Genomic DNA, 22,409 nt, shown 5'->3' on the forward strand with positions numbered 1-22,409 from the left:
GCGAAATGCCGCGTGATTTTAGGGACTCCCGCAACCACTGATACAGTGAGCCGCGCTCAGACGTCGAGATCCACTGCGGCGGCGGCAAACTGCCCGTCCAGGAGATCTCGCCAACCCGTACCACCCCATCCGGAGTCCCGTGGATCAGACCCTCATTCAGGAAATTCTCGAGATCGTCGAGCAAGCCGCCATCGCTTCCGCCACGCTCTCCGGCAAAGGTCTGAAGGATGAAGCGGATGCATTGGCTGTTGATGCCATGCGCAAGCGCATGAATCAAATTCAAATGCAAGGTCGCATCGTCATCGGTGAGGGCGAACGCGACGAGGCTCCCATGCTTTACATCGGAGAAGAGGTCGGTACTGGCAATGGTCCTGGCGTCGATTTCGCCGTTGACCCTTGCGAAGGCACCAATCTTTGTGCCTACAACCAGCGTGGCTCAATGGCCGTTCTTGCGGCATCCGACCGTGGCGGTCTGTTCAATGCTCCCGACTTCTATATGAAGAAGCTGGCTGCGCCCCCGGCAGCCAAGGGCAAGGTGGATATCCGCAAGTCGGCCACTGAAAACATCAAGATCCTCAGCGAATGCCTGGGTCTTGCCCCTGACGAACTGACCATTGTTGTGATGGATCGTGCTCGTCACAAGGATCTGATCGCTGAGATCCGCGCCACCGGTGCACGGATCCAACCCATCTCTGATGGTGACGTTCAGGCTGCGATCGCCTGCGGCTTTGCCGGCACTGGTACCCACTGCCTGATGGGCATTGGTGCAGCACCGGAGGGTGTGATCTCTGCTGCTGCCATGCGCGCTCTCGGTGGCCATTTCCAGGGCCAGCTGGTTTACGACCCGGCTGTGGCTCAAACTTCCGAATGGGCTGACATGACCAAAGAGGGCAACCTGGCGCGTCTGACTGAGATGGGCATCACCGATCCCGACAAGGTCTACGAAGCTGAGGAACTGGCCTGCGGTGAGCATGTTTGTTTCGCAGGAAGCGGCATCACTGATGGTCTGCTCTTCAATGGAGTTAAGTTCGAAACGGACTGCACCCGCACCAGCAGCCTGGTGATTAGCAACCTGGACAACACCTGCCGCTTCACCAACACCGTGCACATCAAAGACGGTGCCCAGAGCATTGCTCTGAGCTGATCGTCACTAACTGGTTGAGAGGAACGTCTCCATGCATATTGCCGTCGTCGGCCTCAGTCATCGCACGGCACCGGTGGAAATCCGGGAACGGCTCAGTATCCCTGAGCAGACCATGGAGACGTCGCTCCAATCGCTCCGCGGTAACGAGCAGGTGCTCGAGGCTTCGATCCTCAGCACCTGCAACCGTCTTGAGATTTACACCCTGGTTCGGAACCCCGACCTCGGCGTGTCTGCTGTCAGCGACTTCCTCAGCAGTCATTCCGGCCTTGAGACAGGTGAACTGACCCCTCACCTGTTCAGCTTTCACCACGAAGACGCTGTCGACCACCTGATGCGGGTGGCAGCAGGTCTCGACAGTCTGGTGCTGGGGGAAGGACAGATCCTCTCCCAAGTCAAAAAGATGATGCGGCTCGGGCAGGAGCACAAATCACTGGGCCCGATTCTGAATCGCTTGCTGACCCAGGCTGTCACTACAGGCAAGCGGGTCCGCAGTGAGACCAACCTTGGAACGGGAGCCGTTTCTATCAGTTCAGCGGCCGTTGAGCTTGCCCAGCTCAAGCTTGGGCAGTCCCGTGGTCTTGATCAACTGGTCACCCTGGAAAGTGAGCAGATCGCTGTGGTTGGTGCAGGGCGCATGAGCCGTCTGCTGCTTCAGCACTTGCAGGCCAAAGGTGCTTCAGGGGTGGTGCTGCTGAACCGCACTGTTGCCCGTGCCGAACAGCTGTCTGCCGATTTCCCTGATCTTCCGGTTCAGTGCAGGCCGCTCTCAGATCTGGATCAGTATCTGAGCACCTGTTCTCTGGTTTTTACCAGTACCGCTGCGGATGACCCGATCATTGATTCGTCCCGGCTGGCTCCACTGAACCGTCGCAGCAAGCTTCGCCTGATTGATATCGGGGTGCCCCGCAACATCGCTGCAGATGCTGCCGATGTTGACGGCGTTGAATCCCACGATGTGGATGATCTTCAGGAGGTCGTCGCTCGCAATCAGGAAGCTCGCCAAGCCATTGCTCGAGAGGCTGAGCAGTTGCTTCAGCAGGAAGCGCAGCAGTTCCTGGAATGGTGGGACAGCCTCGAAGCAGTGCCGACGATCAACCAGCTGCGTTCCTCCATGGAATCGATTCGCTCGGAGGAACTGCAGAAGGCCCTTAGCAGGATGGGACCTGACTTTTCAGCCAGAGAGCGCAAGGTTGTTGAGGCCTTGAGCAAGGGGATCATCAATAAGATCCTCCACACTCCAGTCACTCAGCTGCGGGCTCCGCAGACACGGCAGGATCGTCAACAGGCTCTTCGGATCGTGGAAAGACTCTTCAATTTGGAGGCTTCTTGAGCTGCTGAGCCTTTCAGTCGCGAACTGAATCCCAGTAATCTCGACTGATTCTTCCCGAAGACGGTTCTTAAGCCAAAAACTCCAGTAAGTTCTTGCGGCAACGCCGATTTGGGATAGCGGCATGAAGCGTGTTTTGGCCATCATTCTGGGCGGAGGTGCTGGTACGCGCCTGTATCCGCTTACCAAAATGCGCGCTAAGCCGGCTGTCCCTTTGGCTGGCAAATATCGTCTGATTGATATCCCTATCAGTAACTGCATCAATTCCGACATCAACAAGATGTACGTGATGACGCAGTTCAATAGTGCGTCTCTCAACCGTCATCTGAGCCAGACCTTCAACCTCAGTAATTCCTTTGGTGGAGGTTTCGTTGAGGTGCTCGCGGCCCAGCAGACACCCGACAGCCCCTCTTGGTTTGGTGGCACGGCCGATGCTGTACGCAAATACCAATGGCTTTTTCAGGAGTGGGATGTTGATGAATATCTGATCCTCTCCGGTGACCAGCTGTACCGGATGGATTACAGCCGCTTTATCGAGCATCACCGCCGCACAGGCGCGGACCTCACTGTTGCCGCTCTTCCTGTTGACTCCAAGCAAGCGGAAGCCTTTGGCCTGATGCGCACGGATGAAAACGGCACCATCAAGGAGTTCCGTGAGAAGCCAAAGGGGGATTCACTCGTCGAGATGGCTGTTGATACCTCACGCTTCGGTCTGAGTGCTGACTCCGCGAAGGAGAGGCCGTATCTGGCATCGATGGGCATTTACGTCTTCAGCCGTCAAACCCTGTTTGACTTGCTCGACAAGCATCCCGGCCACAAGGATTTCGGTAAGGAAGTCATTCCTGAGGCTCTCTCGAGGGGCGACAATCTTCAGAGTTATGTGTTTGACGATTACTGGGAAGATATCGGCACCATCGGTGCCTTCTATGAAGCGAATCTGGCGCTAACGCAGCAACCGAAGCCTCCCTTCAGCTTTTACGACGAGAAGTTCCCCATCTATACCCGTCCCCGTTACTTGCCTCCCAGCAAACTTGTCGACGCTCAGATCACCAATTCGATTGTTGGAGAGGGTTCAATTTTGAAGTCCTGCAGCATCCACCACTGTGTTCTTGGTGTGCGCAGCCGGATTGAAAGTGACGTCGTCCTTCAGGACACCCTGGTGATGGGCTCTGATTTCTTCGAATCGAGCGAAGAGCGTGCCCTTCTTCAGGAACGCGGTGGCATCCCACTTGGTGTGGGTAAGGGCACCACTGTTAAACGAGCCATCCTCGATAAGAACACTCGCATCGGTTCGGGTGTCTCGATCATCAACAAGGACAACGTTGAAGAAGCGGATCGTTCGGATCAGGGCTTCTACATCCGCAACGGCATTGTGGTTGTTCAGAAAAACGCCACTATTCCTGATGGCACGGTTATCTGATCGGTGATCTGATCGGTGATCTGATCGGTGATTTGAGCCCTTGTCGGGAAGGCCGTCGGCCCCGAAACCTGATGGCCCATTCCTGACATAACTTGTGTGATTTGCGGTCGAAGCGGTCCGGCCTCAACACACTGAGCACAGTTGTCAGTGGTCCTCCAGACCATGTCCAAGTCTCACTTCGGCCTCATCGGTCTCGGCGTGATGGGGGAAAACCTCGTCCTCAATGCGGAGCGGAATGGCTTCTCCAGCGTTGTCTACAACCGCACCTATGCGAAGACTGAAGACTTCCTGAATGGTCGCGGCAGGGAGAAGAACATCCAGGGCGCCACTGATCTTGAAGACTTCGTCGGCAAACTTGAACGCCCTCGCCGGATTTTGATGATGGTGAAAGCGGGCCCCGCAGTTGATGCTGTGGTGGATCAGCTTTCTCCCTATCTGGAAGAAGGAGATCTGCTGATTGATGGTGGCAACTCCGATTATCACGACACCGAACGCCGGGTGAAGCAGCTCGAAAGTAAGAGTTTTGGCTTCATCGGCATGGGTGTCTCCGGTGGTGCAAAAGGCGCCTTGGAGGGGCCAAGCATGATGCCCGGGGGGACGAAAGCCTCCTATGAGGCCATCGAGAGCCTCGTGAACAAGATGGCAGCACAGGTCGAGGATGGACCCTGTGTCACCTACATCGGCCCCGGTGGATCAGGTCATCTGGTCAAGACGGTCCACAACGGCATCGAGTACGGCATCGAGCAGATCCTCGCCGAGGGTTACGACCTGATGAAGCGGGTCAAGGGAATGACCGGTTTGCAGATGGCTGATGTTCTCGGTCAATGGAATGCCACTGAGGAGTTGTCGTCCTACCTGGTGGAGATCACGGAGGTGTGTCTGCGCACCAAGGATCCTGAAGATGGAACCGATCTGGTCGAGAAGATCACGGATCAGGCTGGCCAGAAGGGTACGGGCCTCTGGACTGTGGTGACTGCACTGCAGATGGGTGCTTCGGTTCCCACCATCTATGCATCGCTCAATGCGCGTGTGATGAGCTCCATGAGGCCCCAACGGATGGCCGCTGAATCCATCCTCAAGGGTCCCGCAATCAAGGACTTTGATCTGGGGACGCCTGAGGATGCCATGTCTCCGTTGATGGATGCCACGGTGCTGAGCTGCATCGCAAGTTATGCCCAGGGCATGGAACTGCTACGCATTGCGTCCCAGGATCTCGACTATGAGCTCCACATGCCTTCCATCGCTCAGATCTGGAAAGGCGGCTGCATCATTCGCGCGCGCCTGCTCAAGCGGATTCAGGATGCCTTTGACGCTGATCCCCAACTGCCCAACCTGATGGTGGATCCTTGGTTCGCCGAGCAGATCAACCGCCGTCTCCCTGGCCTGGCCAAGGTGGTTGCCGGTGCTGCCCAAGCTGGCATTCCGGTTCCCTGCTTCAGCAGCACCCTCGACTACATCAACAGCTACCGCTCAGGTCGCCTTCCCCAGAACCTGGTTCAGGCGATGCGCGACTGTTTTGGGTCCCACACCTATCAACGGGTCGACAAGGAGGGCACGTTCCACACCGAATGGCTCAGTTGAGCGGTCAGCCATGACGAACTACCGCGTCGAGCGGGCGAGGGATCCCCAGGACCTTGCCCGCCGGGCTGCCGAGACAATCGCTGCCCAGATCGATCTGGCCTTGGATCAAAGAGATCGATGCCAGATCGCACTCTCTGGTGGCAGCACCCCTGCCAGTGCCTATTCACTGCTTGGTCAGGAGAGGCTGCCCTGGGATCGGGTGGATGTGGTGCTGGGTGACGAGCGATGGGTCGCTGCTGAGGATGAATCCAGCAACGCGGGCATGTTGCGGCGCACCCTGCTCGCCCCTGGGCCTGGAGCTTCTTCCTCCTTCCACCCTGTGCCCACGGTGGAACTTGAGAGCCCGGAGGCCAGCGCTCACGCCTTTGCTGAACAGGTCTCCCGGCTTTGTTCAGGGGTTCCTCCCGTTTTTGATGTGATGCTGCTTGGGCTGGGCGACGACGGTCACACAGCCTCCCTTTTTCCCGGTACGGATGCTCCAGCGGTTGTGGATCGCTGGACAACCATTGGTCGTGGCAAGGGCTTGGATCGGATCACCTTGACGGCTCCTGTGCTCAGTGCAGCCCGACAAGTGATTTTTCTGGTGAGTGGGGCCGGCAAGCAAGAAGCCCTGCGGCGACTGCTGGATCCTTCTGAGTCCGCCGATCGCACTCCCGCACGGCTCGTTCAGCCTGCTAGTGATGTGCTGATCCTTGCTGATCAGGATGCAGCCGCCTGCCTCTGAACAGATTCTTTTCCAGGGCAGCGATTTCGCTGACTGGGCCAGCCTCAATGACACCATCATGGGCGGCCGATCCCGTGCGGGTTGTCATGTTTCCCCAGAAGGACTCGTTCTGGAGGGAGATTTGGTGGAAAACGGTGGCGGTTTTGTCAGCTGTCGCTCGCCCCGCCTCCAACCCCCGCTCGACCTTTCTCTTTTCTCCGCTCTGCAGCTGGATGTGGAGGGGGAGGGTCGAACGCTGAAGATTGCCATCGGTTGCCGGGATGGGGCCATGGGACTGACCGAATTGATTCCTGGTGGTCTGCGCTGGGTGGTTGATGCAGCAACTGATCCTGATGGGGTGACCCGCGTGGTGGTGCCTTTCACTCAGCTCAGGCCCACGGTGCGTGCCAAGCCAGTTGGTTTGCCGTTGCGCTTCGATCCCAGTGGCATCACGCGCATTCAGGTGCTGCACTCCAAGTTCGGCGATGCGGGCGAACTCAATCCAGGCTTTCGCCCCGGCTCCATCCGAATGCTGATTCGATCCATCCGCGCCTTGCCCTGAACCGATGGACCTTCTGGTGTTGATCGCCAAGGCGGCCGACGTTTGTCTCAAGCCATGGAGCCATGCAGTGGTCTTGATTGACCCCTCAGCTCCTGAGCAACTCGACGACCTTCATGTGCGGATTGAAAGCCGGGATGGCGATGGCCAGCGCCATCCCGATCGGGATCTTGAGCTGGAGATTTATCGGAGTGGTGATGAAATCAATCTGATGCTCAGCTGGTGGGATCAACCCGAACGCCCAATGCTCTGGCACGGGCGACATCCAGTTTGGATGGATGGGGCCTCGGGCCAACGTTGCTCTGCGCCGCAGGATGCCACTCCTTTGGAGGCGCTGGGTCGACGCTTAAGGGCTCTGGTGCAACCGGCCGTTTGACTCAGTCGTCGTGATCGGTTGTTGCGCCTCGGCTCGAGCTGGAGACGAGCCGTGCGTATTTGCCGAGAATTCCGTTGCGATAGCGCGGTTGCGGTTTGGTCCACCCCGCACGACGACACTCCAGTTCGGCCTCATCCACGTTCAGTTGAAGCAGCAGTTGGTCGGCATCGACGGTGATGCTGTCGCCTTCCTGAACCAGGCCGATTGTTCCTCCGACGGCGGCTTCCGGAGCGACATGGCCCACAACGAGTCCGTAGGTGCCACCGCTGAAGCGCCCATCGGTGATCAGAGCGACCTTGTCCCCAAGGCCTTGTCCCACGATCGCTGAGGTGGGAGCCAGCATCTCCCGCATGCCAGGTCCACCGACGGGACCCTCATAGCGGACGACGACCACGTCACCGGCTTTGATCTGCTTGTCGAGGATGGCAGCCAGGCATTTTTCCTCGCTTTCGAAAACCCGGGCCGGTCCAGTGAGCACAGGCGTTTTCACACCGCTGATCTTGGCCACGCTGCCTTCAGTCGCCAGGTTGCCCTTGAGGATCGCCAGATGTCCTTTGGCGTACATGGGGTCGCTTAGTGGACGGATCACGTCTTGCCCGGTGGGTGGCTCTCCTGGAACGTCCGCCAGAAGCTCCTTCAGGCTTTTTCCTTCGACCGTGCGGCAGTCCCCGTGGAGCAATCCGGCATCGAGCAAAAGCTTCATCACCTGGGGGATACCGCCGGCATTGTGCAGATCAACGGTTACGTAGCGACCGCTGGGCTTGAGATCGCAGATCACCGGCACCCGCTGACGGATTCGCTCGAAGTCATCGATGCTCAGGTCGACACCGGCTGTGCGGGCAATGGCTAGCAGGTGGAGCACCGCATTGGTGGAGCCACCTACCGCCATGATCACGCTGATGGCGTTCTCAAACGCTTCTTTGGTGAGCAGATCGAGGGGACGAATATTGGCTTTCACCGCCTCGACCAGCACCTCAGCGGAGCGCGCTGCACTGTCGGCTTTTTCCTCGTCCTCCGCTGCCATCGTGGAGCTGTAGGGGAGGCTGAGACCCATTGTTTCGATGGCGGCACTCATCGTGTTGGCGGTGAACATCCCGCCGCAACTGCCAGCACCCGGGCAGGCATTTTTTTCAACCGCAGTGAGCTGCGCTTCATCGATTTTGCCGCTGGTCAGCTGGCCGACAGCTTCAAAAGCGCTCACCACCGTGAGATCACAACCTCCAAGCTTGCCGGGCTTGATCGTGCCGCCGTAGACGAACACCGACGGAATATTCATCCGTGCCATGGCCAGCATCGCGCCGGGCATGTTCTTGTCGCAGCCGCCAACAGCCAGCACGCCGTCCATGCTCTGGCCGTTGCAGGCAGTTTCGATCGCATCGGCGATCACCTCCCGACTCACCAGGGAGTACTTCATCCCTTCGGTGCCCATGGATATGCCATCACTCACCGTGATGGTTCCAAACATCTGAGGCATGCCTCCGGCCTGTCGGGCTGCTTCCTCAGCCCTTTTAGACAGGTCATTCAGTCCCACATTGCATGGAGTGATGGTGCTGAAGCCGTTGGCAATGCCCAGGATGGGCTTGCCAAAATCACTGTCACCAAAACCGACGGCCCGCAGCATGGCCCGGTTGGGAGACCGCTGAATCCCCTTGGTGACGGCGTCAGAGCGAAGCATGGAACGGAGCGGACCAGTGGCGATCAAGCCAACCTACCGAGCGCTCATCCTTCGCTACCAAGACCTTCAAGTTGGGCGCGAACGCGGGCGATCTCAGCGTTCAGTTTTTCCACCCGTTCCTCGAGGTGTCCGTTGGGTGAGCTGTCCAGCACTTCAGAGCCGTCTTGCATGCGCGGCGCATGCAACATCGACTTCTGCACTCCATAGCGCCTACGCCTGTCGGCTTCATTCAAGAGCCACCAGGCCAGACCCGCGGCACCGAGCACTGCTCCGGTGACCAGCGTTGCCAGGGTGCCTGAGCCCGTGTCGTGCTGCTGGGCCATGGGTGCAATCAACCTGCCTGAAGGTTAGTCACGCTCTCAATCTCTGAGGTTGAGCCGTCGCACAGGGTCACCGATTCCCGGACGAATCTCGCCTTGTTCACCCAGACCTTCGTCAATGCAAGCAGTGTGCAGCGTCAGGTCGGGAACGGTTTCTCCCAATAGCTTCAGCCCCGGACTGGCACACAGCGCGGTGATTAAACGCAGACGTCGCCCATCGACACCCTTGTTTTGCAGCTCCTGCAGGAGCTTGAGTGTTGCCTGGCCATCGCGGATCTGATCAATAAACAGAATCAGCCCAGCGTTCGCCTCAATCTCCTGCGGGCATGTCCCTAAACAAAGGGATGCATCAGGTAGTACGGATCGTCCTCCTTGCCACAGCTCGAGGCCACCAGGAAGAACTGGGATGGCGATCAGTGGCACAGAAGCCTCAACGATGGTTCCTTCGGTGTCTCCGTCTATCCCGGGCACCGTCTCGCGACGATGGGGTAACCAGTCCCGCAGGGCTTCATAGGTGAGCCAGCGGCCCAGTTCCTGCAGTGCAGTGGCATAAAGGGCTGGAGGGGTTTCCCGGTGCCGCAGCCTCGTCAGCCAATGACCGATTAGGGGATGGGGTGGAACCACCACCCGCAGGCTCATGGCCATAACGACTCGCTCCGCTGGTGTTTGCCATAACGTGATTGCTCAAATTACCGGTCTCATGGGCGCCCTTCGACGTACGGCCTCGCTGCTGGCGGTGATCCTGCTGGGTCTCAGCACCATCTTCTGGCCTGAGTCGGCCGAGGCCATCACGGCTCCCGAACTCCGCGGACAGTTTGCAGTTCAGGAGATCAGCTCCGACATGCATGGCCTCGATCTCAAGGAGAAAGAGTTCCTCAAGGCCGATCTGCGGGAGGTGAATCTGAGCGGCACAGATTTGCGGGGAGCTGTAATCAACACCTCTCAACTTCAGGGCGCCGATCTGCGTGACGCCAACCTCTCCGATGTAGTCGGCTTTGCCAGTCACTTCGAAGGCGCCGATCTGCGTGGTGCCAATTTCACCAACGCGATGATGATGCAGAGCCGTTTTACCGACGCGCAGATTGATGGTGCTGATTTCACCAACGCCGTGATCGATCTGCCTCAGCAGCGTGCCCTTTGCGCAAGGGCCGATGGCTCCAACCCGATCAGCGGGGTGTCAACCCGTGAGAGCCTGGGCTGTCGCCCTTAATTCCCATGCCAAAACGCCTGCCGGTGACCGTGATCACTGGCTTCCTTGGGGCCGGTAAGACCACCGTGCTGCGCCATCTGCTCACCCGCGGCGGCCAGCGTTTGGCGGTGATGGTGAATGAATTTGGCAGTGTGGGCCTTGATGGTGATCTGATCCGCAGTTGTGGCTTTTGCCCTGAGGAGGATGTGGCAGGCCGCCTGGTGGAGCTGAACAACGGCTGCCTCTGTTGCACGGTTCAGGACGATTTCCTCCCGACGATGGAGACGTTGCTTGAACGGGCGGATCAGCTGGATGGGATTGTTGTTGAAACCAGCGGCCTGGCCTTGCCACGTCCCTTGCTTCAGGCTTTGGACTGGCCCGCCATTCGCAGCCGTGTTCATGTGAATGGTGTGGTGACGCTGGTGGATGGCGAGGCCCTTGCGCAGGGCAGCCCTGTGGCTGACGCCGATGCGCTTGAGCGTCAGCGCGCCGAGGATCCCAGCCTCGATCACCTCACAGCCATCGACGAGTTGTTTGAGGATCAACTCCAGGCCGCTGACCTGGTCTTGATCAGTCGTGCCGATCTTCTGGACGCTTCGGCGATGGCTGATGTGAAGGAGGGAATTAGCAGCAAAGTCCGACCGGGAACTGCTCTGCTTCCGGTATCTCAGGGACAGGTGGAGACGGCTGTTGTGCTGGGACTGGAGCACCAGGCCACGCATCACAGCCATGAGCACGAACACCACGACGATCACGACCACCATGACCACGATCATCACGACCACACCCACGTCGAGATGGTCGGTAGCAACGTTCGCGTGGAAGGCGCCTTGGATCGGCAGGCTTTCGAGCAGCTGCTGCCCAACCTCGTTCGTGATCAGCAGGTGCTTCGTCTAAAAGGGCGCGTCTGGTTGCAGGGCAAAGCGCTTCCGCTTCAAGTCCAGATGGTGGGCCCACGGCTGAACAGCTGGTTTGAAGCTGCCCCCAGCCATGCCTGGCGTCCTGAGGGTGGCTGCGGTGCTGATCTTGTGGTGCTGGCGTTGAACAACACTGCGGCTTCGGCCGTGGAAACCGCTCTTCAGAGGCTTGTGCAGGCCACACCTGCCAAGGCCAGCACTGCAGCAGCAGCTCCGGGGAGCTGAATCGGATCACCTTCCATTCGGCCAATAAAAAGAGCCATCACCGGAGCCGTAGCCATCAACGTGACGCCTTGTCCAACGGGCATGGTCTGCAACACGACCTGTTGCAACAGGATGCCCCCGTTGGTTCCGATCAGGGTGGCGACCACAAGCTTCCACTGCTCCTGCCGTGTCATTGCTGATCTTCTCCAGGCCCCCTTCATCACGGGGATCAGACCAAGCCATCCCCCCAGCAAGCGAATGGCTGCCGTCTGCAGCGGCGTCAGTTCTGAGCTGATCAAGACATGACGGGCAAGAAAGGCCCCGCTCAGACCACAGATCACAGCGACGAGGGCGAACATCAGACCGCTGCTCAGTTCGGTGCCGATTTCACCCTCTTGTCGATGGCTTTCTTCCTTGGCCTGTAAAGCGATCAGCACAACCGCGCCCGACACCAGGATGGCGCCAAGCCAGTTCTTCGAACTCAAGCTGTCCCCCATCACAAGGACTCCAGCGATGCTTGCCAGCACCGGACCGCTTGCCTCGACAGTGAGGGTTCGACGAGTGCCGAGCCGACGTAAAGCACCGAGGTAAAAGCTGTCTCCTGCAGCAATTCCGATCAAGCCGCTGATCAACAGCAGCAACACAGCTTCTCCCTCGGTACTCCGCGGAAGCATGAGCAGTACCGGCAGAAACACCAGGCTTGCCAGGCCGTTTTTCAAAGCATTGAGCCGGATCGCCGTCACCCGACCCGATAGCGAACGCCAAAGAGCACTGGCTCCGGTCCAGGCCATGGCTGCACCGAGGGCCGCCAGCACTCCCGTCATCTCGTGATGGTGATCGTCGTGAAGTCTCCTGTGTCGTTCAGAACTCTGTGCACAATTCAGGAACGTGAGTTCTGGAGATGCGAAATGTGCTGGGGCAATTGCTTGAGAGCTTGTCGGGGCATTGAGCCGTCAGTGACGGGAAATTGATCCGACGTTCTGCCGTCACGATCAGCTTTCGGGGGATTGCGGTTATTGGAACCGCATCGTTGATCCGTACTTCTGTTGTCTGTGTGTCTTTCTATGGGGCTGAACAACAGTTTTATGTTGAAAGCGTCGCCTTGATCAGTTTGGACGACAGTCTCCAGAGAGTCGTCGCTTTGTTGCTGTCGGATGCTTCTTCGGAAGGTTCAGTTGGGCTGAATTGATGTCGTCCGGGCCCCAGCAGCCCGTTGCTCCAGTAGGTAAATCCAGGCTGGTTGAGCTCTTCGTCGATGAGTCGCACCAAAAGACCTCCAGCCTGTTCAACGCTTTCCGTCAATCTCAATAGATCTCGGGCGACAAATCCAAAAAGGGCCTGCCCCATGGGATTGGCTTGGCGACTGTTTCTGAAAAACCCCCCTGATGTCCGTGGAATCACCAGCCCCGGACTCCATGCCACCACGGGTACTCCAGGACTTTGACGATGAATCTCCTGGGCCATCAGCAGATTGCAGAGCTTGCTGTCCTTGTAGGCCTTATCAGAATTGAAAGGGCTAATGCCGTCCACCATGGCCGCCCCTGGCCCCTGGTGAATGCCCTCCATCGTGCCGAGTCCTGCAGGTTGGCCAACCCGCCCACCTCCAGTGGATGGGTTGTGCACCTCAGAGGCGGTGATGACGATCGCTCTGGCGCGGTCCTTCAATCTTTCAACCAGGAGTTGATGGGCCAAATGGTTCACCGCAAAGGTGAGTTCAATGCCTTGTTGACTCCAACGGGGTGAACAATGTCCGGCGTATTGCAACCCCGCATTGAGCACCATCGCATCGAATGTTGTGTGGCTCTGACGGAGGTGGTCGATCGCATTGGCGATGGACCCAAGGTCTGCCAGATCTGCAACACAGGTCTGAACCGATCCAGACAACGCTGCTTGGGTGTGATCGGCCCGTTCTGCATTACGACAAAGGATGGTCAGCTCATCTCCACGGGCCAGCAGGATCTTTGCCGCTTCAAGCCCGATCCCGCTGCTTGCACCAGTAATCAGGACTCTGCGCTGCTCATCTGTCGTCATGGACTTTGAACACGTAGAGATCAGCGTCACGATCGCTCACCACATACATCCTGTTCCGTTGCGGATCGAAGGCAATGCCCTCGGGTTTGCGGATCTGCCTTTCCTTGGCTCCAGTGCTGATGGTGAGATCAAGGCGCTGAAGAACAACATCACGTGTCCAGTCGTATTGGAACAGGCACTGACCTTTGTCGCTGGCAATCCAGATCGTGTCATTCCTGCTGTCGTAACTCAGCCCGGAAAAATCAAGTTTGTCGGACTTGAGTTTGGGGTGAGTGAACCCCTGGCCTTCTTGCAGCAACTTCGTTGAAAGAATGGTTGTGAGAGCGGGGTCGAGTTCGATCAACAGACCTGGTCGTTGCTCTTTGACGACAAACACGTGGTCGTTGCTGGTGTTTACGGTGATTCCCTCCAATCCATTGTTGTCTGGGGGATCTGGGAAATAGTCAGCGATGGTGTCGTAGTTGCTCATGGCTGACAGGGGGCGGCAGGAGCGTTCACGCCGGGTGTTGAGATCCACCACCACGAGTGAATTTGTCGCCTCTTGAACCACGAGCAGTTCACTTTCGTCGCGGCGGATAGCAATCCCCTCCAGGTCGTCGAGGCCGATGAAGAACGAGTCGGCGACCGAAACCCTGCCCTTGAGGTCAAGGCGGAAAATCGCCTTGGTGTCATCACTGACGGTGTAGAGCGCTGATCCATCAAGGTTCAATGTCAGCCCGGAAGGTTCATTGAGGCCGAGCCCTGGGTCACGAATCCGGTGACGGCTCAGCAGTTCAAGGCGAGACGAGGTCATGTTCACAAGGTGCCATTCGAAGCGATTGTCTGCATTGATGTCGCTTCTGCCAGCCACTGCAGGAGAAGATGGACGGATCACGGCAGGGGCGTCATGCATCGGATCGCTGTGTATTGCGGCTCTCGGAGTGGAGAGTCTCTCTTGTTCAAGGCTGCCGCGAATGAGTTGGGCGCCTTGCTTGCCTCCGAGGACATCTCCCTGGTTTATGGCGGTGCCCGGATTGGTTTGATGGGCGCCGTTGCTGATGCCGCTCTGGCTTCTGGTGGTGAGGTGATCGGGGTAATCCCTGAGCCGTTGATGCTCGATGAGGTCGTGCATACCGGCTTGACCCGTCTGGATGTTGTGGGCTCGATGCATGAGCGCAAAGCGCGGATGATTGAGTTGGCTGATGCCGTAATTGCAATGCCCGGTGGTCTTGGAACGCTGGAGGAGTTGTTTGAGGCATTGACATGGGCTCAGCTTCGTTTTCATGCCAAACCGATCGGCATGCTCAACGTCAATGGCTACTTCGACGCTTTGCTGAGATTTCTGGATGACAGCGTCTCAACAGGATTCATGACGATCCAAAATCGAGCTCTTCTGGTGGATGCATCGACACCACAATCTCTTCTCAATCAACTCTTGAACGTGATCTGATGCCACGCATTGTCTTGCTCACCGGAGCCAGTCGGGGCATCGGTCGGTCCATTGCGAAGCGGCTCCTTGACGACGGTCATCGTCTCAGCCTCGGCTTGCGAGATCCAGATTCACTCAGGGGAACCGAACTTGATGTCGACCGTGTTGCCCATCATCCCTACGACGCCAGGGAACCCGCGAGTGCTGAAGCCTGGGTGGAGGCCACCATTCACCAGTGGGAACAGATCGACACCCTGATCCACTGTGCTGGAATTTTGCATCGCACCCCGCTGCTGTTTGCCAATGGCGAAGAGCGCGACCTGGATGAACTCTGGTCCGTCAATGTGATGGGACCCTGGTGGCTGACTCGCGCCACCTGGCCATCCTTGGCGTCCTGTGGCCATGGGCGGATACAGGTTCTGGTCTCGATGAGTGGCAAGCGCGTCAAGGGGCGTATGGCGGGATACCCCGTCAGCAAATACGCCTTGATGGCGCTTTGTCAGAGCATGCGCAATGAAGGCTGGGACCAGGGGATTCGCGTGACCGCGATCTGCCCCAGTTGGGTCAACACCGATATGGCTCGTGCGGTGACGGCAGTGCAACCGGCAGAAATGACCCAACCCGGTGACCTTGCGATGCTTTCCAGCACCCTGCTGTCGCTGCCGGATGCTTCGGTTCCCTTCGAGTTAGCGATGAATTGTTCCTTCGAAACCTGAATCTTCTGGTGACGCGGCTTTCCTGCTCCGGTGACGGCGCTATGGATGACTCAGCGTCTTTACCGCGATGTGTCTTCTGGCGGCGATTGGCTTGCTTGCCCCACGCCTTGTCTTGGTGTTGATGTGGTTGATCAACAGCAGCTTCGTTCTGCAGCCATTCAGTGGAACCAGTGTTCCCAATCCAGTACTTCCCGTTCTTGGCCTGTTTTTTCTTCCCACAACAACTCTTGGGTATTGCTGGGCTGTGGCGTCGTTTGGAGGAGTCTCCTCCTTCAGTGGACTGTTGGTGGTTTTGATCGGACTCATCATTGACTTCGGCTTGATCGGCAACGGCCGTGGAGCCGTGCGCCGTTGAACCGTGCACCGTTGAACACCATCTCCGTGGAAAGGTGTGCCATTTGTCAGCTGCATGCCGACCCTGCCGCCCGACAGCGTTATGAGATTCGGCGGTCTGAGCTCTGGGTGCTGCGCCATCACCCTGACCCAGCCCCACTCCCCGGCTGGCTCTTGCTTGATTCACTACGCCACTGTTCCGGACCTGTGGATTTCTCTGAGGCGGAGGCCTCAGACTGGGGACGCGCAGTAAGAGATGCCAGTCACCTTGTGAAGCAGATCACCGGGTGCGAGCGCGTGTATGCGATCGCCTTCGGTGAAGGTGCCCAACACCTTCATCTGCATCTCATCCCTCGACACCTCGATGAACCGGCCTCCAAGGCCTGGGCCGTTGCAGACCTTTATCGAGCCATGGATTCAGGTGATCGAGCTGCATCAGATCCAGCTGCTGTGGCCTCGTTAGTTGAACGCAGTCGTTCCTTAATCACCGCTCAGAGTTGAACCGTTTGCGCGTTTTGCTGTTGTTGATGCTCTGCTTCAAGCGGCCAAGAGGCCAGCCGAGGTGTTTGAGATGACTCAATGTGTGGGGTGAGGCTTTAAAGCAGTTCTCGCTATAGCTGCCAGTGATTCCGATTTCTTTGAGGGTAAGCAGAAGCAACCGCTGCTCACGACGGGTTCCCCGACGACTAGCGAGGACGACAAAATCGCGATTGCGGAACTGTTGATTAATCGCTTCGATGTTGTCGCAATACCCCAGGGTGAGAGTTTGATCAATGGCGCGATACGCGGTGTAGATACGCCCCTCGGGATTGTCCTGAAGAGTTTGCACCCGTTCGCTTAAAGCAATCACTGCTTCCATGACCGGCGCCTGGAGAGCTTGTTCCATCCGTTCGATCTGCACGATCAAAGACCTCCCACAGCCAAGCGTTCATCACAGGCACCCTCGTAAGCACGGATGGCTGCGCTGGGAATAGAGCCATTGCTCTTGAGTTGGCGCACTGAATGCTCAACGCACTGAAGCACAACACTGGTGAGCTCTCGGCCTTCGCAAAGGGCCCAGCTGCGTAGCAGCACATGAAGGCTCGGTGGAACCGAGACCGTGAGTTTGACCTGGGTTTCGCGGGTGGAGGTTTTGATCATGACCCGTGTGCTGCCGAAGCGACTCAAGAGTAGCTCACAAGTTACTTAGAAGCAACTGCTGAGAGTCTATGGGGTTACTTCAGGGCTGCTCGACAGAGGTCCTGTGCTTTGGTCTGCTTTTACGGCCAAGAGCACCTCTGAGGTGTTGTGTCGTTGGGCGGGGCCAGGCCTACCCCTGTGCACCTCTGGGGATTATCAGAGCATCAAAAAGATGAGCCCTTGCTGGGATGGGATGTCAAAAAAGTCCGGTACCAACAAATTATTCAGCATTTGTGACTATTTCCAATATTGATGATTGTCACCCGTTCTAGTTGTTGCGAAAAGACTGTGTCACAGAAGTGTCGGATGATTGGCTGCAACTTCTCGGTAATGGCCTTGTGAGATCATTGCTTCACTGGAGGTTCGCGATCGTTGTGTTCATCAATGCAGTTATTTCTGCTTGGATTGAAATTAGTCGTCAATGGTTGAAGAGCTTATCCAGAGTTCAAGCTTGCGCCATGAATGATTTTAAGCTTAACTGTCATAAAGAAGTTCAGGCAACAGAGGTAAAACTGTCGTTCGCCTGTCTGACTCACTGCCTTGACTTAAAGTGCAGTGACTAGGCAATGTTGATGGTTGTATTCTTTAAGCTGTCGCCTCTCCTATTGCATGTTTGATACGAGTTTTTTGCTTCCTCGGATTAGGCTCGTGTCAGGCAGATTCTGTTGTCGATCGTTTGATTCGAACCCAACTGTCTCAGTTATTTTGTGTCTGATGAGCGACCTCTGATTGTGGTTAGTTGGATGTGTTTTTTAAAGTAAATTCAACACCCTTGTGGTGTCGTTATAGTGTATTGATAGTCTTGGAGACGCTATGGGTGCGGCTGCAATTCAGGCTGGCAAGGTGGTCAACGTCAAAATGGCCGAATCAGAGCACACTTTGCTGAAAGCGTATTGCGCCTCGGTGAACCGCAGCATGCAGGATGTGCTGAGGGATTTCACGTTGATGGAAATCCAGAAGCAGCATTTCTGTTGTCGTCTCGTGCGCTCCTTGATGGAAGAGCATTGCGTCGATCAAGACCCCAGGGTCGAGAAACCCTGTGCTGGTTATGCTTGTTACTACTGCAGCCATGCAGAAGCCTGCCAGGCCGGCGAGACAGAGTTGCTTTACATTCCCCGTCAGGAAATCCGCCAACTGGTGACTGAGGAGTCGGCTTACATCTTCGACTTCGATGGAAGCAGCATTGACCCTCCGTCCTGAGCTGGCCAAGTCAACTCAAGTTTCCAGCCATGACAGATGTCTGGTATCGCCGGAATTCGCAATCGTTGGCTTCACTCCCCATGCTCAAGCCCACTCCTAGCCGATTAAAAGAACCGGTTCCGTTCGATCATTTCGACAAACATACGTTGCGCCAAGTTTCAAAGCCTGCAAGTTGTATGGCCTGAGATTTAGTTCCGCAGAAGCTTTCGTCTTGCGTTGTCACTTGTGCGAAGCCTCGCCAGCTGAAGGATTCAGTCTGCAATGCATCTATCCGGTCTATTTAGTCGAGGAAGCCTAGGTCGTCTAGTAGGGAATCATTCCGAGACTCGAACGGAATTTGTGAATGTCGAAAAATTGCCGCTGTCTTCAACGAAATTCCGCACTTTTCGGCGCATAGTGGTCGTGCCAAAGCTGCTTTAGGGGCTTGGAAGCCGGGCAGAGCGATGTCCGACGAGAGCTGAGATTTGACCCTTGTTTCGACTGGGGTCAAGTCCGTTCTTTGTTAAGAGATTTGGTGCTGAACTCCATATTGTCTCCATGCCTATCAAGGTATGCACGTGGTCGAATCGCTCCGGTGGTGCATCACCGTCGACCACAAACATTTCTTTGACACTTCAACAGTAATTTCGACACATTCGGCTCCTGGAGCTTCGATGGTTGTCGCAGCCGTCAGTGCAATCTCTTCCGTGACGGTAGTGAGTGCGTTTTTGACGCCCTGATCGAATGTTGAACGGAGTGCAGATAGCGCTGGGCTGGGCTGGGCAGCACTTCCATCAACGGTGCCAGCGTCGCCTAAGTGACGGAATCACCAGAAAATCCATCACCGCATACGTGATCAGGCATGGGACGAAGCCTTTCTCCACCAGATCGCAAACTCGCCTTTCCGGATCCCATTCACAGAACGCCAGCTCAAGCAACCAGAAGACCGCCACCTTGGCCGCAAATGACGTCAGGGCAAAACGCCATTCCGCTGCACTGAGACGCGATTCACCCAGCACAACAAACCCATGCATCAGCAGGAGTCTGCAGGATCTCCTGAATTGCTGGTGATGCCAATCAGTGATCCGACAACCAGTGAGTGGATGTTCGGCACTGTCTCCCTCTTTTTAATCAGCCTCCAGCTGTTCGGAGAAGCTGCGTTTCTCGTGACCTCATCCCTTGTGCTTTTCGTAAATGGGGGTGCTGGTAGGCCATCCATCCATTGACCAAATCACATCCGTCACCTCGTCGGCATTGATCCACTTGATCGCTCCTGAATCGACATCAGCCACTTGGAACAGGGACGGGATCTTGGGGTGACGAGCACTTCCCTCGCAGAAAATGACCTGCCCCATCCACCAATCACCCTGTTCGATGTGGTCACGGTCACCACCAACGATCACGAAGTGCCCAGGGCGGACATAAAGGAACGGGGCGTCAGCTTTGACGGTGAGGACGCTGTGATCAATGCACATCTCTTAGCTCGCTTGCAATACGTATGTACTGATAGCCAAGGAGCTGCCTGGTGGCAATAGCGGCTAAGTGTCCAAATTCCTTAGATCCGTGAGGTCGTCCCGGTGAGCATGGATGCTGAGCAGAAGTCGTCCGTTCTGGCGATTAATGGAATGTTGCGGATGTCCGCTAAAGGCTCTCCAGCACTCGCTGGGTGCTTTGTAGTTGAAGCGGAGAGGGTGGGATTCGAACCCACGGTGCCCGTGAAGACACGCTGGTTTTCAAGACCAGAGCCATAAACCACTCGACCACCTCTCCAGGCGGGTCAATCCCTTGGATCGACCTGATTAGTCTACCCAATCGTCAACGTGGTGGAAACCTAGTGCTGCCAACGGGTCTCCTGGACTAGCGTGCCAAGAGAACAAGCTTAAAAACAGCTCGTTCCAGTACCTCGACAACTTGGCTGCAAACGTTGCCTAAACGCAGCGTTGCCTAAAACGTTGCCTAAATGGCTTAAACCCATTCCGCCGGGTAGAGCTTTGTCCTTGTAGCGGTCAGCTCAGGCCTGACCTCTATGAGTTCCTTGGCTGCCCACATGCCTCTGACTACACGGCAGACACCTTCTTGGTCGCAAACCCTGTAGTACTCGAAGCCCTGTGGAGCGGTAGTGAGCTTGGTCGCTTTCATGGCGTGCATCTCTGCTGTCCTAAGCAATAGGCAGCAAATTGAGTCCTGTTTGGCTCAACCGAGACAAAAAGTTCAGGTCGTTACAAAACCTTGGATCGCTTAACGGTTGACGTGACGCGTCTTTAAGGATCTGTCCCTGGACGCCTGATCTACTCCTGTACTAATACAGCTGTACTGGTACGAGGGGTATGTCGGTTGACCATGCAAGCGCTGTTGCAGCGCCCAAGTCAGATCCAGTGTTTCTGCACGTCAAAGCAGGAATGACCGTGATCGTCACTGACACGGAAGGTGCTTGGCGGATGGCTGATGTGATCTGGGTCGATGGCGGTGCCAGAAACCCAAAAGTTCCAACGCTGTTTCAAGTGGCTGACGTCGATACAGGCGTTATCAACTGGATCAACGCAGACCTTGTGACTCACATCTGTCCGAGGGTCTGACAGCCCCTTCTATCGGCTGGGCTGACTTCCAACAGCCTTACCGAAGCAATGATGTGGGGCGACGGAACCGCGAGGAGAACAGCGTTCTCCCCGAGCGATGCGGTTCGCGCTTGATCAAGCTCGCCGCGATACAAGGACTTGGTGCAAATGCACTAACTCTCTTCAGAGTTCTGAGAAACGCAGAAAGCTCCCCATGACAATCGCTCGTGCCATGGGGGTCTTAACTGCCAGCCACCAGGTCGCTCTCCCGGTGCTGCCTAGACAGTGACACGTGATACGTGATCGCCGCCTGGATACCAAATATGGAGGCAAGCGACACGGTTTGCAGCGACTTTTTGGACAGGTTTTAGTTTCCGGAAAATCTTCCGTGAAGCTCTGTTCTGCAGGTATCGCTGGCTACTGACGAGACGTCTCATACGTCGATCGTTTGACCGTCTTCGAGTGCAGTGAGCTGCGCTTTGATCGCTTCGATCTGCTCTCGCTGATGCTGATCCACAACACCGGTTTGCAGGATCTTGAACGCCTCTGAGATGGCGCTCACAGCGGTGTAACCCTTCACACGCTCATCCAGTCCCAACTTGATGAGTCGTTCAGCCAGCTTTGGCGCTGCTTCGGCAAAAAGCGTCTGAGCTTGCTGGAGGTTGCCGCTGATCTGTTCGTTCAGAAATGGCTCTGCCTGTGGATGCTTCCTCCACTTCCGCAAGTTACGAACGTCGATACCTGCACCAGCAGCGCAATCAATCCAAGACGCTCCAGCAGCACGCAGAACAAGCGCTTGTTGGATTTGTGGTGGCAGATCCTGTTCCTCGCGGAATGGTCTGCCTCTACGACCTTCTGGCATCTGTACAAACGCTTGAGTCATCAGCGACCAGTGATTCCCCACTGCTCACGCGCTTGAGCTGCTGCAACCTCTGAAACGGGATTGGCAGACATCCGCTCCAAAAGAGACATCTCAGCCCATTGCTGTTGTCGCTTCACCTGTTCTTGGTGGATTGCCTTCTCTCGTTCGCGAGTTGCTTGCCTGGCACGTTCCAGGATTGATTCACGGTGTTGATCAGCAACAGCTGCCCAGTCGTCATAGTTGCTTGCACGCAAGGCAGAAGCATCCTCTGGATAGATCTCACCATTCGCCATACGCATGGCGACATCAGCAGGTAGTGGCGCTCCATGACCACCAAACATCGCTTACCACAAGCGAGGGTTGTTCTCCCTGATCGCTAGTTGAACCGACAAGCCCAAGTCTTCTGGCTTGGATGGCATGGCAGGAGTAGGCGTTCCAGGGAAAAGGCTCTGGTACGTGCTGACGAAGGCTTCGATGTTGCTCATGGCTTAGGTGGCCTCTGGTTTATGAGGTTCAGAATTCCTGGGCTCTGTTTGTCGCGTAGAACTTCGGGTGTTACCCCTCTGTTCACCATTTGCGGAAGGCACGAACAGCCCAAGCTTCAGAAGATTGAGATGAGTAGGGATACAACTGCTTTGCACATTTGTTCGCCCTGCTCATCATTGACCACTCAACTGGAGTGAGATTCCAATCGGAACTCATGCGAGTGGAAGAAATGACCGCAACTAAAT

The 22,409-nt window shown here is 56.5% G+C and carries 27 protein-coding genes and 1 tRNA gene; 15 read left to right on the forward strand and 13 right to left on the reverse strand.

The window, feature by feature from the left end:
- Nucleotides 1-139: 139 nt before the first annotated feature.
- From glpX to DXY30_RS06155, 7 genes are all read left to right on the forward strand, one after another.
- Nucleotides 140-1,144, forward strand: a complete 1,005-nt coding sequence (gene glpX / locus DXY30_RS06125; RefSeq protein WP_115023262.1) for a class II fructose-bisphosphatase — start codon at nt 140-142, stop codon at nt 1,142-1,144.
- A 31-nt stretch (nt 1,145-1,175) separates the two neighbouring features.
- Entirely contained in the window at nt 1,176-2,474 is a 1,299-nt protein-coding gene (locus DXY30_RS06130; RefSeq protein WP_115093801.1) for a glutamyl-tRNA reductase, read from the forward strand.
- Nucleotides 2,475-2,595: 121 nt separating this feature from the next.
- Complete coding sequence (locus tag DXY30_RS06135) at nt 2,596-3,891, forward strand: glucose-1-phosphate adenylyltransferase (RefSeq protein ID WP_115093802.1); 1,296 nt, start codon at nt 2,596-2,598, stop codon at nt 3,889-3,891.
- Between the two features lie 162 nt (nt 3,892-4,053).
- Nucleotides 4,054-5,472 carry an NADP-dependent phosphogluconate dehydrogenase gene (gene gndA / locus DXY30_RS06140; protein WP_115093803.1) on the forward strand — a complete coding sequence of 473 codons (1,419 nt, stop codon included), beginning with the start codon at nt 4,054-4,056 and terminating at the stop codon, nt 5,470-5,472.
- 10 nt (nt 5,473-5,482) lie between these two features.
- The gene (gene pgl, locus DXY30_RS06145; RefSeq protein WP_115093804.1) at nt 5,483-6,196 is read left to right on the forward strand and encodes a 6-phosphogluconolactonase; all 714 of its coding nucleotides are present in this window, start codon (nt 5,483-5,485) and stop codon (nt 6,194-6,196) included.
- Nucleotides 6,177-6,737, forward strand: a complete 561-nt coding sequence (locus DXY30_RS06150; protein ID WP_115093805.1) for a CIA30 family protein — start codon at nt 6,177-6,179, stop codon at nt 6,735-6,737. Before pgl ends, DXY30_RS06150 begins: the two co-directional genes overlap by 20 nt.
- A 4-nt stretch (nt 6,738-6,741) precedes the next feature.
- Complete coding sequence (locus DXY30_RS06155; protein WP_115093806.1) at nt 6,742-7,110, forward strand: hypothetical protein; 369 nt, start codon at nt 6,742-6,744, stop codon at nt 7,108-7,110.
- Between the two features lies 1 nt (nt 7,111).
- Here the strand turns inward: DXY30_RS06155 and ilvD are convergent, their stop codons facing one another.
- The 3 genes from ilvD to DXY30_RS06170 are packed head-to-tail and all read right to left on the reverse strand — an operon-like array spanning nt 7,112 to nt 9,750.
- Nucleotides 7,112-8,785, reverse strand: a complete 1,674-nt coding sequence (gene ilvD / locus DXY30_RS06160; protein ID WP_115094234.1) for a dihydroxy-acid dehydratase — start codon at nt 8,783-8,785, stop codon at nt 7,112-7,114.
- A 44-nt stretch (nt 8,786-8,829) separates the two neighbouring features.
- Nucleotides 8,830-9,108 (reverse strand): hypothetical protein, encoded by a 279-nt coding sequence (locus DXY30_RS06165; RefSeq protein WP_115023247.1) that lies wholly within the window; start codon nt 9,106-9,108, stop codon nt 8,830-8,832.
- A 36-nt stretch (nt 9,109-9,144) separates the two neighbouring features.
- Nucleotides 9,145-9,750 carry a uracil phosphoribosyltransferase gene (locus tag DXY30_RS06170; protein WP_115093807.1) on the reverse strand — a complete coding sequence of 202 codons (606 nt, stop codon included), beginning with the start codon at nt 9,748-9,750 and terminating at the stop codon, nt 9,145-9,147.
- Nucleotides 9,751-9,805: 55 nt separating this feature from the next.
- Here DXY30_RS06170 and DXY30_RS06175 point away from each other — a divergent pair, with 55 nt between their 5' ends.
- Nucleotides 9,806-10,315, forward strand: a complete 510-nt coding sequence (locus DXY30_RS06175; protein ID WP_115023243.1) for a pentapeptide repeat-containing protein — start codon at nt 9,806-9,808, stop codon at nt 10,313-10,315.
- 5 nt (nt 10,316-10,320) lie between these two features.
- Nucleotides 10,321-11,436 carry a cobalamin biosynthesis protein CobW gene (gene cobW / locus DXY30_RS06180; RefSeq protein WP_115093808.1) on the forward strand — a complete coding sequence of 372 codons (1,116 nt, stop codon included), beginning with the start codon at nt 10,321-10,323 and terminating at the stop codon, nt 11,434-11,436.
- Here cobW and DXY30_RS06185 read toward each other — a convergent pair.
- The 3 genes from DXY30_RS06185 to DXY30_RS06195 form a co-directional block, all read right to left on the reverse strand.
- Nucleotides 11,373-12,239, reverse strand: a complete 867-nt coding sequence (locus DXY30_RS06185; RefSeq protein ID WP_115093809.1) for a DMT family transporter — start codon at nt 12,237-12,239, stop codon at nt 11,373-11,375. The genes cobW and DXY30_RS06185 overlap by 64 nt on opposite strands.
- A 259-nt stretch (nt 12,240-12,498) precedes the next feature.
- Nucleotides 12,499-13,446 carry an SDR family NAD(P)-dependent oxidoreductase gene (locus tag DXY30_RS06190; protein WP_115093810.1) on the reverse strand — a complete coding sequence of 316 codons (948 nt, stop codon included), beginning with the start codon at nt 13,444-13,446 and terminating at the stop codon, nt 12,499-12,501.
- Nucleotides 13,433-14,338, reverse strand: a complete 906-nt coding sequence (locus tag DXY30_RS06195) for an SdiA-regulated domain-containing protein (RefSeq protein WP_244281296.1) — start codon at nt 14,336-14,338, stop codon at nt 13,433-13,435. The genes DXY30_RS06190 and DXY30_RS06195 overlap by 14 nt, the downstream gene beginning before the upstream one ends.
- Between DXY30_RS06195 and DXY30_RS06200 the strand changes: the two genes are divergently transcribed.
- From DXY30_RS06200 to DXY30_RS06215, 4 genes are all read left to right on the forward strand, one after another.
- A complete protein-coding gene (locus tag DXY30_RS06200) occupies nt 14,333-14,875 on the forward strand; it encodes a TIGR00730 family Rossman fold protein (RefSeq protein ID WP_115093811.1) in 543 nt (180 codons plus the stop codon). The genes DXY30_RS06195 and DXY30_RS06200 overlap by 6 nt on opposite strands.
- Entirely contained in the window at nt 14,875-15,570 is a 696-nt protein-coding gene (locus DXY30_RS06205; RefSeq protein WP_115093812.1) for an SDR family NAD(P)-dependent oxidoreductase, read from the forward strand. Before DXY30_RS06200 ends, DXY30_RS06205 begins: the two co-directional genes overlap by 1 nt.
- Nucleotides 15,571-15,637: 67 nt before the next feature.
- Nucleotides 15,638-15,925 carry a hypothetical protein gene (locus tag DXY30_RS06210; protein WP_115093813.1) on the forward strand — a complete coding sequence of 96 codons (288 nt, stop codon included), beginning with the start codon at nt 15,638-15,640 and terminating at the stop codon, nt 15,923-15,925.
- Nucleotides 15,926-15,936: 11 nt separating this feature from the next.
- Nucleotides 15,937-16,404, forward strand: a complete 468-nt coding sequence (locus DXY30_RS06215; RefSeq protein ID WP_244281297.1) for an HIT family protein — start codon at nt 15,937-15,939, stop codon at nt 16,402-16,404.
- Here the strand turns inward: DXY30_RS06215 and DXY30_RS06220 are convergent.
- Nucleotides 16,388-16,789, reverse strand: a complete 402-nt coding sequence (locus tag DXY30_RS06220) for a hypothetical protein (protein WP_244281298.1) — start codon at nt 16,787-16,789, stop codon at nt 16,388-16,390. The genes DXY30_RS06215 and DXY30_RS06220 overlap by 17 nt on opposite strands.
- A gap of 17 nt (nt 16,790-16,806) precedes the next feature.
- The gene (locus DXY30_RS06225) at nt 16,807-17,043 is read right to left on the reverse strand and encodes a hypothetical protein (protein ID WP_115023229.1); all 237 of its coding nucleotides are present in this window, start codon (nt 17,041-17,043) and stop codon (nt 16,807-16,809) included.
- An 852-nt stretch (nt 17,044-17,895) separates the two neighbouring features.
- Here DXY30_RS06225 and DXY30_RS06230 point away from each other — a divergent pair.
- On the forward strand, nt 17,896-18,282 hold the full coding sequence (locus DXY30_RS06230; RefSeq protein ID WP_115093815.1) for a hypothetical protein: 387 nt from the start codon (nt 17,896-17,898) through the stop codon (nt 18,280-18,282).
- Nucleotides 18,283-19,055: 773 nt separating this feature from the next.
- Here the strand turns inward: DXY30_RS06230 and DXY30_RS06235 are convergent.
- From DXY30_RS06235 to DXY30_RS06245, 3 genes are all read right to left on the reverse strand, one after another.
- The gene (locus DXY30_RS06235; protein WP_244281299.1) at nt 19,056-19,295 is read right to left on the reverse strand and encodes a hypothetical protein; all 240 of its coding nucleotides are present in this window, start codon (nt 19,293-19,295) and stop codon (nt 19,056-19,058) included.
- Nucleotides 19,296-19,433: 138 nt separating this feature from the next.
- Nucleotides 19,434-19,736 carry a DUF3104 domain-containing protein gene (locus tag DXY30_RS06240; protein ID WP_115093816.1) on the reverse strand — a complete coding sequence of 101 codons (303 nt, stop codon included), beginning with the start codon at nt 19,734-19,736 and terminating at the stop codon, nt 19,434-19,436.
- Nucleotides 19,737-19,944: 208 nt separating this feature from the next.
- Nucleotides 19,945-20,031, reverse strand: a tRNA-Ser gene (locus tag DXY30_RS06245).
- A gap of 557 nt (nt 20,032-20,588) precedes the next feature.
- Here DXY30_RS06245 and DXY30_RS06255 point away from each other — a divergent pair.
- A complete protein-coding gene (locus DXY30_RS06255; protein WP_115093818.1) occupies nt 20,589-20,837 on the forward strand; it encodes a DUF3104 domain-containing protein in 249 nt (82 codons plus the stop codon).
- 412 nt (nt 20,838-21,249) lie between these two features.
- On the opposite strand, the gene DXY30_RS06260 is transcribed toward DXY30_RS06255, so the two are convergent.
- Complete coding sequence (locus DXY30_RS06260) at nt 21,250-21,699, reverse strand: hypothetical protein (RefSeq protein WP_115093819.1); 450 nt, start codon at nt 21,697-21,699, stop codon at nt 21,250-21,252.
- On the reverse strand, nt 21,699-21,971 hold the full coding sequence (locus DXY30_RS06265) for a hypothetical protein (protein WP_206749521.1): 273 nt from the start codon (nt 21,969-21,971) through the stop codon (nt 21,699-21,701). Before DXY30_RS06265 ends, DXY30_RS06260 begins: the two co-directional genes overlap by 1 nt.
- Between the last annotated feature and the right edge of the window lie 438 nt (nt 21,972-22,409).

Source organism: Synechococcus sp. UW106 (assembly GCF_900474015.1).
Classification (GTDB): Bacteria; Cyanobacteriota; Cyanobacteriia; order PCC-6307; family Cyanobiaceae; genus Parasynechococcus.